Genomic DNA, 11,690 nt, shown 5'->3' with positions numbered 1-11,690 from the left:
TACTCTGAGATGTAACCCGTGTCCCGCTGTGCGCAAAATATCAACAATCCGGCCCCACTCATGCCTTTATTCGCCCTCAGGCTGGATTTTGTGAAAACGTCCCGTAGGTCCCCGCTCTTCAGCAAGTACACCGTTTCCCCGCCATGAACGACGCAACAGAACTCTCCAGCGCCGCCCTCGCGGAGCAAGAGGCCGCATTCGATCCCGCGCCCCCGCTCACGCTGAAGGCGCGGCTCAAACGGCTTGCGCTTGTCGTGGCGGCTGCCGTCGCGCCGTCGCGCACGGCGGACGTGCTGGCGAAACGTTATCTCAGTTCGACCCACGGCTTCATCGACGAGCTCTCCGCCAAGGGACGCCACCGGTTCGAGATCCTGCCGATCGACGACGACATGGCGATCATGCGCCACAGCCACCGCCCCGGCGCGCGCCGCGTGCTGGTGGTGCCGGGGCACGACGGCCATTACCGCCAGTTCACCCGCCTTCTGCGCGCGCTGGATCAGGCCGGGCTGTCGGTAGACGTGACCGTGCTGCCGGGGCACATGCACCACGCGCAGACCGTCTGCTCCATGCGCGACATCACGGAGGCGATCCACCGCTCCTGCGCGGCGCACGGCCCCTATGACGGCATCGTGGGCCATTGCGTCAGCTCCAACGCCGCGCTCTTCGCGCTCGACGGCGGGCTGCGCTGCGACCGTGTGGTGCTGGTGTCCACGCCGCTGGACCTCGTGCGGCTGGTGCGCAACGGCGGCGAACAATACGGGCTCTCCGGGCGCTGCCTCGACCTCTTCGTGGACCGCGTCAGCGAACTCGGCGCGCCCTTCCACCTGTCGCTGCCCTGGCATCCCATCGCCGCCGAACGGACCGAGCGCCTGCTGGCGGTCCACGCGCAGGACGACTGGGCCGCGCCGGTCAGCGACGTCGAGAAGCTGAGAAACCTCAGTCCCAATACGGAGGTCGCGGTCTTCCCGCATGGCGGTCACAACTCGATCCTGAGCGTGAAGGCGGCGGTCAACCGCATCGCCGACTTCCTCAAGTCCTGAACGACAGGTCACGTCGCGAAACCCGCCCACATCGGACGGGCAACGGCATCCATCACGATATCACATTACGCGGCATGACCGGCCAGACAGGTCACAGCCCCCGTACTCATCCGCGCCCCCCATCCGGCAAAAAAAAGGCCGGTCCCCGAGAGGATTCGAGGGACCGGCAAACCCGCGCACACCTCACGCGGGCGGGGAGACACCGCAGACCGCGGCGGGCTTATTCGCCCGCCAGCGGCAATTCCTTCAACATCATCGACATCACACAGGCCAAGGCCGCCGCCGCCGCAGCCACCCAGAAGACCGGGTGCAGCGCGGCGCTGAAGCCGTCCATGACGCGGGCCTGCACCTCGGGCGGGAGGCTCTGCACCATCTCCGCCCCGATGGACCTCAGGCCGCCCTCACCGGCGCCCGGCACCTGCCCCGCAAGGTTGCGCGCGAGGCCGGCGCTGAACAGCGCACCGAAGGCCGCCGTTCCCAGCGCGCCGCCGATCAGCCGGAACATGTTGGCCGAGGCGGTGCCCACGCCCATCAGCGAGTTCGGCACCGCGTTCTGGATCGCCGCCACGCCGACAGAGAACACCGGCCCGAGCCCCAGCCCGACCAGCACCATCGTGCCGCCAATCAGCCACAGCGGGCTGTCCGTGCCGACCGTGGTCAGCACGACCATGGCCAGCGCCAGCACCCCGGTCGAGATCGCCGGCATCAGCCGGTAGCGCCCGGTCTTCGACATGATCCGCCCCGCCATGGTCGAAGCAAAGATCAGCCCCCCCATCATCGGCACGAGGAACAGGCCCGACCCGGTGGGCGACACGCCCTTCACCACCTGCAGGAACAGCGGCAGGAAGGTGATCGTGCCGAACATGCCCATGCCGACAAGGAAACCAACGGTGTTCACCACCACGAAGGTGTTGTTGCGGAACAGGCTCATCGGCAGGATCGGCTCTTCCGCGCGGGTCTCGGCCAGCACGAAGCCCGCCATCGTCAGCACGCCGATCGCGGCCAGCGCCAGCACGGCGGGGCTGCCCCAGCCGCCCGCGCTCTGCGCCGCGTTGGGCAAGAGCACGATGGCCGCCAGGAGCGAGGCCAGCAGCGCGGCGCCCAGGTAATCCACCTTGCGCTTCGTCAGGTCGTCGCGGCGCGGCAGGGCCATGCCGAGGATGACGAAGGCCAGAAGGCCCACCGGCAGGTTCACGAAGAAGATCCAGTGCCACGACCAGTGCTGCACGATGAAGCCGCCCAGCAGCGGCCCGATCACCGTCGACACGCCAAAGGCCGCGCCCATCATGCCCTGCGCCATGCCACGCTGGCGCGGCGGCAGCAGGTCGCCCACCGTCGCCATCGAGGTGACGATCAGCGTGCCCGCGCCAAGCCCCTGAACCGAGCGTCCGGCAATGACCATGCCCATGTTCATCGCCACGCCGCAGATCACGGCCCCGATGGTAAAGACGATGATGCCAGACTGCAGCACCAGCTTGCGCCCGTACATGTCGCCCAGCTTGCCCGCCAGCGGCGCCGCGATGGTCGAGGCCAGCAGGTAGGCGGTGATGACCCACGTCAGGTGGTCCATGCCGCCAAGGTCGGCGACCATGATCGGCAGCGCGGTCGAGACGATGGTCTGCCCGAGCGAGGCAAACAGCAGCGTCGCCGCCACGGCGCCCAGAACGAGCCGCACCGCGACATCGTCGGGCGCCTCCTCGTAATGGGCGGTTGTTTCGGTAAGTGACATTTCACGTGTTCCCAAGATATCAACACTGAAACCGCCCGTGCCGCCCTGTCCGGGAGGACAAGACAGGGCAGGCGCGGACGGTCCGGATTTGAAACTGAATATGTGCCGATTGCAGATGCATGTCAATGTCATGCATTTGGTTGGGACAAGCAAATACGCACATGCTATGTGGAGCACATGAACCGAGACGATATCCTGAAGCAGAAGCTGGCCCGGGCCGGCGTCGACGCGGAACACACCCAGGCCGCGCTGGACATTGATGCCGTTCTGCAGGTCTGGCGCCGCCGGGTCTTCAAACGCGAACTGGGCTACCGGGCGCTGGACGAACTGGGCCTGCCCATCGACCTCGCTCAGCTCGACGTGCTGATGGCCGTCTGGGCGCCCGCCAACGAATTCGGCGACGAGGACAGGTCGGAAACGATGGTCTCCACCGTCGCGCAGCGGCTGAACATCGACCCTTCGCGCGCCAGCCGGATGACCTCCGAGCTGATCGGTCGCGGAATGCTCAAACGCTCCGTCAGCCAGGCCGACGCCCGCCGCACCGTGCTGGAGCTGACGGACAAGGGCGTGCGCATCGTCGACGCCGTGCGCAACTACAAGTTCCTCGTGCTGGGCAGCTACCTGCAGGCCTGGACCCGCGAGGAGATCGCCACCTTCCTGCCGCTGCTGGAACGGTTCAGCGCCTGGTCGGAAAGCGCCGCCTGCCCCTCCGGCCCGGTGGCCGACGAAATCGCCATCCTGCGCAACGGGCTTTCGGACCTCTCCGACACGGACTGACGCCGCGTGCCGCCCGGCCAAACCTTGCCGGTTGGCTAACTTTCCCTTTGACCAATAGTTATCCATGTGGAAAGCTATCCACATGGCTCAGCATCTCGATTCCTTTTTCGCCGCCCTCTCCGATCCGACCCGCCGGGCCGTGATCGAGCGGCTGGTGCGCGGACCGGCCGCCGTCTCCGACCTGCACGACGGTCACGACATGGCCCTGCCCTCCTTCCTCAAGCACCTCAACAAGCTGGAGGCGGCGGGCATCGTGCGCTCGATCAAGACCGGGCGCACCCGCATGGTCCACATCGAACCGGCGCCGCTTGCCGCCGCCGAGGACTGGCTCACCCGCCAGCGCAGCATCTGGGAGGGACGGCTCGACCGGCTGGCCCTTCTTGCCGAACGTCTCGAACAGGAGGACAGGACATGACCGACTTCACCACCATGACGCTGGAACGGCAGATCGCCTGCGCGCCCGACCGCCTGTTCCGCCTCCTGACCACGAAGGACGGGCGCGAGGCATGGGGCGCCCCCTCCGACACCGCCGTCGTGATCATCGACGCATTCGACTGCCGCCCCGGCGGCCACGAGAAGGCCCGCTGCGGCCCGAAGGAGGCGCCGGAGTTCGAGACCCACACCGCCTTCCACCGCGTCGACCCGGCCTGCCTCGTGTCGACGGAATCGCTGATCATCGGCGGAGAGCTTCTGTCGACCTCGCTCTGCACCCACGACATCGCCGCGCGGGACGGCGGCACGCACCTGACGGTCACGCTCCAGATCGCCAGCTTCGCCGGGCCCGACCTCTTCGACGACTACGCGCAGGGCTGGACCGGCGCGCTCGACTCGCTCACCCGGCTCGCGACCGAACCCGCCAACGCCTGACCACATACGAAATCACCTGCACGCAGGCCCGCCCGCCGCCGCACCCCGCGGACGGCGACCGGCGCCCCCGTGCCCGATCCGAAGGAGACCGCCATGACCACCCCGGCCAACCACCACCAGAGCTTCACCCTCACCCGCGACATCGCCGCCACGCCCGACACCCTCTGGCGGGCATGGAGCGACCCCGCCCTGAAGCGCGTCTGGTTCGCCAACAACGACGGGCCCGGCTGGGAAACGCTCGACCACACCCTCGACTTCCGCGAAGGCGGGACGGAAACGGGCCGCTTCCTGCACACCTCCGACGACCCCGCCATGGCCGCCTTCAAGGGCGAGCACCGCAATGCCACCACCTACCTCGTGATCGAGCACAGGGCCCGCATCGTCTTTGCCTACACCATGTCGATCAACGGGCGCGTGCACTCCGCCTCGCTCGCCACCGTCACCTTCCAGCAAAGCGGCAAGGGCACCCGCCTCACCTTCACCGAAACCCTTCAGGGCATCGGCCAGACCGACGGCCCCGAGGGCCGCAAGCACGGCTGGACGGCCCTTCTGAACAACCTCGAACAAAGCGTCACGCAGTCGGCGCACTGACCGCCACGCCCCCATACCGGCCCGCCGGACCGGCACCATCGCAACGCCAGGTTGAAAATCGCCACCGCCGGACATCATCCCGTTGCCCGCCCGCCGCAACCGCCCCGCCGCGCGGCCTTGCAAACAGGCACCTCCGGCCCGCATGGCGCATAAAAAGGCAAAAACCCCTTGCCAAGCCGCTTTTCACCCGCCTAGCCTGATGGAAACAGGGACAATTGTGCGCTTTCTACGCCGCATCGAGGGCGCACACCCCGTCACCAAACGGCGGGGCAAAGGGTAAGGCGGCGGGCTTTCTGAATGGACATCACCTTTCTTCTGAACGGAGAGAGCGTGCACCTCGCGGGCGTCTCCCCGACGGCGACGCTTCTCGACTGGCTGCGCGAGGAACGGGGCCTGACCGGCACCAAGGAAGGGTGCAACGAAGGCGACTGCGGCGCCTGCACCGTCATGGTGACCGACGACCGCGGCGCGCGGGCGCTCAACGCCTGCATCCTCTTCCTGCCCCAGTTGCACGGCAAGGCGGTCCGCACCGTCGAAGGCATCGCCGCCCCCGACGGCACGCTCCACCCGGTGCAGGAGGCGATGGTCGAGCTGCACGGCTCGCAATGCGGCTTCTGCACACCCGGCTTCATCGTCTCCATGGCGGTGGCGCACCTGAACGGCGACGAGGCCCATGACGACGCGCTGGCGGGCAACCTCTGCCGCTGCACCGGCTACGCGCCCATCGTCCGCGCCGCCCGCGCCGCCACCTCCGCCGCCGTCCCCGGCCACATGACGGACACTCCGCCCGAGGCCACGCCGCAGGAATTCGCCCCCGAAACGACCGAAGCGCTGGCCGACCTCTGCGCCCGGCACCCCGACGCCACGCTCGTGGCAGGCGCCACCGACGTCGGCCTCTGGGTCACGAAAGCGCTGAAACAGCCGCAGCCGCTGATCTTCCTCAACCGCTGCACCGGCCTCCAGCAGATCGAGGTGACCGACGACACGATCACCATCGGCGCGGGCGTCACCATGGACCGGGTGCGCGACCTCATGGCCGAACACCACCCCAGCTACGCCGAGATGATCCGCCGCTACGGCTCCGCCCAGGTGCGCAACGCCGCGACCATCGGCGGCAACGTCGCCAACGGCTCGCCCATCGGGGACAACCCGCCCGCCCTGATCGCGCTCGGCGCCACGCTGCACCTGCGCCACAGGGACGGCGCGCGGCAGATCCCGCTCGAGGACTTCTTCCTCGCCTACGGCAAGCAGGACCGCCGCCCCGGCGAATTCGTGGAGGCGATCTCGATCCCCCGCCAGCCCGACCGCCTCAGGGTCTACAAGCTGTCCAAACGCTTCGACCAGGACATCTCCGCGGTCTGCGGCGCCTTCAACATCACGGTGGAGGACGGCATCGTCACCGGGGCCCGCATCGCCTTCGGCGGCATGGCGGCCACGCCGAAACGCGCCACCCATGTCGAACAGGCGATCACCGGCCAGCCCTGGGACGACCAGACCCTGATCGAGGCATGGGACGCCTGGGAGGCGGACTTCCAGCCGATGTCCGACATGCGCGCCTCCGCCGACTACCGTATCACCGCCGCCTGCAACATGCTCTCCCGCGTCTACCTCGACCAGATCGGGGCCCGGACCAACGTGCTGGAGGTGACGCCATGACCCGCTCACCAGACCGCATCCCAAACGGCGTCCCCCGCCGCCATGCCTGGCGCGCGCCCCTGCTTCTCTGCTTTGCAAATACTCACTCTTCCTGTCGCAACCGCATGTCACGGGGCGCCGCACGATGACCGTCCGCGCCCCGCTGCCGCACGACACCGCGCACCTGCACGTCACCGGGCAGGCCCGCTACACCGACGACATCCCGCTGCCCAAAGGCGCGCTGCACCTCGCCTTCGGCCTCTCGCCCGTCGCCCGCGGCACGCTGACCGCGCTCGACCTCGACCCGGTGCGCGCCGCGCCGGGCGTGGTCCGCGTCTGGGCCCATGGCGACCTGCCCTCCGACTGCGACTGCTCGCCCTCCAACCATGACGAGCCGATGCTGTCCGACGGCACGATCCACTACCTCGGCCAGCCGCTGTTCCTCGTGGCGGCGACAAGCCACCTCGCCGCCCGCCGCGCCGCCCGCCTCGCCGGGATCGAGACGGAGGAAGAGGCGCCGATCCTCACCGTCGACGACGCGCTCGAGGCCGGCAGCCGGTTCGAGGGCGGCCCGGTGGTCTGGTCGAAGGGCGACGCCGATGCGGCCATCGACGGCGCGCCCCATACGCTCGACGGCCGGATCGAGATCGGCGGCCAGGAACACTTCTACCTCGAAGGACAGGCCGCCGCCGCCGTGCCGATGGAGGACGGCGACATGCATGTCTACTCCTCCACCCAGCACCCGACGGAGATCCAGCACAAGGTCGCCCACGCGCTCCACATGAACATGCACAAGGTCCGGGTGGAGACGCGGCGCATGGGCGGCGGCTTCGGCGGCAAGGAAAGCCAGGGCAACGCGCTGGCCATCGCCTGCGCCGTGGTCGCCGCCGCGACCGGCCGCCCGGCAAAGATGCGCTACGACCGGGACGACGACTTCACCATCACCGGCAAGCGCCACGATTTCCGGATCGACTACCGCGTGGGCTTCGACGACGCGGGCCGGGTAGAGGGCATCGCCTTCACCCAGTATGCCCGCTGCGGCTGGGCACAGGACCTGTCGCTGCCCGTGGCCGACCGGGCCATGCTGCACGCCGACAACGCCTATCACCTGCCCGCCGTGCGCATCGAAAGCCACCGGCTGAAGACCAACACCCAGTCCGCCACCGCCTTCCGCGGCTTCGGCGGCCCGCAGGGCATGGTCGGGATCGAGCGGGTGATGGACCACATCGCCCACACGCTGGGGCTCGACCCGCTCGCCGTGCGGCAGGCGAACTACTATACCGCCGCGCCCGCGGACGCCGCCGAGGCGCCCCCCGCCACCGCGCCGGGCCAGCCTGAGGACACCTCCACCGACGGACGGCAGCACCACGCCCCCGACCCTTCGGTCGAGCATACATCGCGCGGCGACACCCAGGCGGGCCCCGAAGGCGACACCCCCGCCGCGCCCGAAGGCGTGCAGACCACGCCCTACGGCCAGCCGGTCGAGGACTTCCTGCTGCACGAGATGACGGAGGCGCTGATCGCGTCGTGCGACTACCACGCCCGCCGCGCCGCGATCGAGCAATGGAACGCCCAGAACCCGATCCTGCAGAAGGGCATCGCGCTCACCCCGGTGAAGTTCGGCATCTCCTTCACGCTGACCCACCTCAACCAGGCGGGCGCGCTGGTGCATGTCTACCAGGACGGCTCCATCGCGCTGAACCACGGCGGGACGGAGATGGGACAGGGCCTGTTCCAGAAGGTGGCGCAGGTCGCGGCTTCGGTCTTCGGCGTGCCCATGTCCGCCGTGCGGATCACCGCCACCGACACCGCCAAGGTGCCCAACACCTCGGCGACCGCCGCCTCCTCCGGCTCCGACCTGAACGGCGCCGCCGTGGCCAATGCCTGCGCCAAGCTGCGCAACGCCATGGCCGCGCACCTCGCCCGGCTGCACGACGCGCCGGCCGAGAAGGTCGTCTTCGCCGACGGACACGTCATCCTGGGCGACACCCGACTGACCTTCGCGGAGGCCGCCGCGCAATGTTACCAGGGCCGCGTCGGGCTGTCGGCCACCGGCTTCTACGCCACGCCGGACATCTCCTGGGACCGGGTGAAGGGCCAGGGCCGGCCGTTCTACTACTTCGCCTACGGCGTCGCCTGCACGGAGGTCGTCCTCGACACCCTGACGGGCGAGAACCGCATCCTGCGCACCGACATCCTGCACGACGCGGGCAGTTCCCTGAACCCCGCCATCGACATCGGGCAGGTGGAGGGCGGCTACGTGCAGGGCGCGGGCTGGCTCACCACCGAGGAACTGGTCTGGGACGACGAGGGCCGCCTGCGGACCCATGCACCCTCGACCTACAAGATCCCCGCCTGCTCCGACCGGCCGGACGTGTTCAACGTGGCGCTCTGGGACGGGCGCAACGTGAAGCCGACGATCTACCGCTCGAAGGCGGTGGGCGAACCGCCCCTGATGCTCGGCATCTCCGCCTTCCTCGCCCTGTCGGACGCGCTCAGCTTCTGCGGCCCGAACTACCCCGCGCTCGACGCGCCCGCCACGCCGGAACGGCTGCTGATGGCGGTCCGCCGGGTCCGCGGCGAGGACGGCGCATGAGCTTCGACCGCGACGCCCTCGCCCGCGCCTGCGCCGCACATGGCCGGGTGGCGCGGGTCGTGGTGGCGGCGACGCAGGGCTCCACCCCGCGCGAAACCGGCGCGTCGATGCTGGTCTGGGCCACGCCGGAGGGCTTCGGGCAGGAGGGCACCATCGGCGGCGGCGCGCTTGAGCTTGAGGCCGCGCAACGCGCCCTCTCCCGCACCGGGCTCAGCCGCCATCCGCTCGGCCCCGCCCTGGGCCAGTGCTGCGGCGGCGCCGTGACGCTCCTGACCGAACAGTTCACCACCGGCACCCTGCCGCCGCCCGCCGCCCTCTACGCCCGCGGCCCGGGCGAGGCGCCCCTGCCCGTCCGCCGCCTCGCCGACCGCGCCCGCGCGCAGGGCGAGACGCCTGCCCCGCAGCTTCTGGGCGACTGGATGGTGGAACCGATGACCCCGCCGCGCCGCCCCCTGTGGATCTGGGGCGCGGGCCACGTGGGCCGCGCGCTGGTCAACACCCTCGCCCCCCTGCCGGACCTCGCGATCACCTGGATCGACACCGCGCGCGACCGCTTCCCAGCCACCGTGCCGGACGGCGTCACGACCCTCCCCGATCCGGAACCCCAGCGCCTCATGCGCCACGCCCCGCCCGACGCGCACCACCTGATCCTGACCTACAGCCACGCGCTCGACCTCGCGCTCTGCCATGCGGCGCTGTCCCACAGCTTCGCCTTCTGCGGGCTGATCGGGTCGGACACGAAGCGCGCCCGCTTCACCCGCCGACTGCGTGACCTCGGCCACACCGACGCCCAAATAAACCGCATCTGCTGTCCGATCGGGCACAAAGCCTTCGGCAAGCACCCGCAGGCCATTGCCATCGGCGTCGCCGCGCAGATACTCCGCCCCGACAGTGAGAAAGATCAAAAGTGGACGATCCCCTCCTCCGCATCGACGGCCTGACCAAGGCCTACCCCGGCGTGATCGCCAACAGCGACGTGTCCTTCGACATCGGCCGCTCGGAGATCCACGCGCTTCTGGGCGAGAACGGCGCGGGCAAGTCGACGCTGGTCAAGATGATCTACGGGCTGGTGAAACCCGACAGCGGGACCATGACGCTCGACGGCCAGCCCTACCGGCCCGCCAAGCCCTCCGAGGCGCGGCAGGGCGGCGTCGCCATGGTCTTTCAGCATTTCTCTCTTTTTGAAGCGCTGAACGTGGCGGAAAACGTGGCGCTCGGCATGGAAAACCCGCCGCCCATGCGCGATCTCGCCCGGCAGATCCGCGAGGTCTCCGAAAACTACGGCCTGCCGCTCGATCCGTCGCGCACCGTCGGCACCCTCTCCGCCGGCGAACGCCAGCGGGTCGAGATCATCCGCTGCCTCCTGCAGGAGCCGCGCCTGCTGATCATGGACGAACCCACCTCGGTGCTGACCCCGCAGGAGGTGGACATCCTGTTCGAAACGCTGCGGAAACTGAAGTCCGAAGGCACCTCGATCCTCTACATCTCCCACAAGCTCGAAGAGATCCGCGCGCTCTGCGACACGGCGACGATCCTGCGCCTCGGCAAGCTGGTCGACACCTGCACGCCCGCCGACACCACTGCCCGCGAACTGGCCGAGATGATGGTCGGCACGACCTTCGCCACACCCGAATCCCGCGCCACCGAAAAGGGCGAGGTGCTGCTCGAGGCGCGCGACCTGACGCTGCCTGCCCCCGGCGCCTTCGGCACGCCGCTCCGCGGCGTGACCTTCGAGGTCCGCGGCGGCGAGGTGCTGGGCATCGGCGGCGTCGCGGGCAACGGGCAGGACGAATTGCTGATGGCGCTTTCGGGCGAACGGCTCTCTGCCCCCGGATCGCTGTTCCTCAAGGGGCAGGACATGTCCCGTCAGGGCCCCGCCGCCCGCCGCGCCGAAGGGCTGCTGACCGGGCCCGAGGAACGCCTTGGCCACGCCGCCGCCCCCGACATGAGCCTGACGGAAAACGCCGTGCTCACCGCCGCCCTGCGCAAGGGGCTGGTGAAAAGCGGTTTCATCGACTGGTCGAAGACCCAGACCTTCGCCGAGGAGGTCATCAGCCACTTCGACGTGCGCACCCCCGGCCCCGGCACCGCCGCCCGCGCGCTCTCGGGCGGGAACCTGCAGAAATTCGTCGTCGGCCGCGAGATCGCCCAGAACCCCGACGTGCTGATCCTGAACCAGCCGACATGGGGCGTCGACGCCGCCGCCGCCGCCTTCATCCGCCAGTCGATCCTCGACGTGGCCGCCCGGGGCGGCGCCGTCGTGGTCATCAGCCAGGACCTCGGCGAACTTATGGAAATCTCCGACCGTTTCGGCGCCCTGAACGAAGGCCGCCTTTCCGCCACCCGCCCCGTCTCCGACCTCGATACCGAGAAGATCGGTCTGATGATGGGCGGCGCGCATGACATGGAGGTGGCCCATGTGCACGGCTGACCCGCGAACCGCCGCCCCCGCATG

The 11,690-nt window shown here is 69.4% G+C and carries 10 protein-coding genes; 9 read left to right on the top strand and 1 reads right to left on the bottom strand.

The features are described 5' to 3' along the window. Positions 1 to 143 precede the first annotated feature (143 nt). Positions 144 to 1,040 carry an alpha/beta hydrolase gene (locus CDO87_RS13605; RefSeq protein WP_100929274.1) on the top strand — a complete coding sequence of 299 codons (897 nt, stop codon included), beginning with the start codon at positions 144 to 146 and terminating at the stop codon, positions 1,038 to 1,040. A 220-nt stretch (positions 1,041 to 1,260) separates the two neighbouring features. Here CDO87_RS13605 and CDO87_RS13600 read toward each other — a convergent pair whose 3' ends face one another. After that, on the bottom strand, positions 1,261 to 2,769 hold the full coding sequence (locus tag CDO87_RS13600; protein ID WP_100929273.1) for an MDR family MFS transporter: 1,509 nt from the start codon (positions 2,767 to 2,769) through the stop codon (positions 1,261 to 1,263). 177 nt (positions 2,770 to 2,946) lie between these two features. Between CDO87_RS13600 and CDO87_RS13595 the strand changes: the two genes are divergently transcribed. From CDO87_RS13595 to CDO87_RS13560, 8 genes are all read left to right on the top strand, one after another. After that, the gene (locus CDO87_RS13595) at positions 2,947 to 3,546 is read left to right on the top strand and encodes a MarR family winged helix-turn-helix transcriptional regulator (RefSeq protein WP_100929272.1); all 600 of its coding nucleotides are present in this window, start codon (positions 2,947 to 2,949) and stop codon (positions 3,544 to 3,546) included. An 82-nt stretch (positions 3,547 to 3,628) separates the two neighbouring features. Further along, positions 3,629 to 3,961 carry a metalloregulator ArsR/SmtB family transcription factor gene (locus CDO87_RS13590; protein ID WP_100929271.1) on the top strand — a complete coding sequence of 111 codons (333 nt, stop codon included), beginning with the start codon at positions 3,629 to 3,631 and terminating at the stop codon, positions 3,959 to 3,961. Next, positions 3,958 to 4,413 carry an SRPBCC family protein gene (locus CDO87_RS13585; protein WP_100929270.1) on the top strand — a complete coding sequence of 152 codons (456 nt, stop codon included), beginning with the start codon at positions 3,958 to 3,960 and terminating at the stop codon, positions 4,411 to 4,413. The genes CDO87_RS13590 and CDO87_RS13585 overlap by 4 nt, the downstream gene beginning before the upstream one ends. Positions 4,414 to 4,506: 93 nt before the next feature. Continuing rightward, positions 4,507 to 5,004 (top strand): SRPBCC domain-containing protein, encoded by a 498-nt coding sequence (locus CDO87_RS13580; protein WP_100929269.1) that lies wholly within the window; start codon positions 4,507 to 4,509, stop codon positions 5,002 to 5,004. A 297-nt stretch (positions 5,005 to 5,301) separates the two neighbouring features. Beyond that, positions 5,302 to 6,660, top strand: a complete 1,359-nt coding sequence (gene xdhA, locus CDO87_RS13575; protein WP_100929268.1) for a xanthine dehydrogenase small subunit — start codon at positions 5,302 to 5,304, stop codon at positions 6,658 to 6,660. A gap of 124 nt (positions 6,661 to 6,784) precedes the next feature. Then, positions 6,785 to 9,235: a xanthine dehydrogenase molybdopterin binding subunit gene (gene xdhB / locus CDO87_RS13570; protein ID WP_100929267.1), complete on the top strand. Its 2,451-nt coding sequence runs from the start codon at positions 6,785 to 6,787 to the stop codon at positions 9,233 to 9,235. Then, the gene (gene xdhC / locus CDO87_RS13565) at positions 9,232 to 10,176 is read left to right on the top strand and encodes a xanthine dehydrogenase accessory protein XdhC (protein WP_100929266.1); all 945 of its coding nucleotides are present in this window, start codon (positions 9,232 to 9,234) and stop codon (positions 10,174 to 10,176) included. The genes xdhB and xdhC overlap by 4 nt, the downstream gene beginning before the upstream one ends. Then, entirely contained in the window at positions 10,143 to 11,666 is a 1,524-nt protein-coding gene (locus CDO87_RS13560; RefSeq protein ID WP_100929265.1) for an ABC transporter ATP-binding protein, read from the top strand. Before xdhC ends, CDO87_RS13560 begins: the two co-directional genes overlap by 34 nt. Positions 11,667 to 11,690: the final 24 nt, after the last annotated feature.

Source organism: Sagittula sp. P11 (assembly GCF_002814095.1).
GTDB lineage: Bacteria > Pseudomonadota > Alphaproteobacteria > Rhodobacterales > Rhodobacteraceae > Sagittula.
This window is presented reverse-complemented; position numbering and strand designations above follow the sequence as displayed.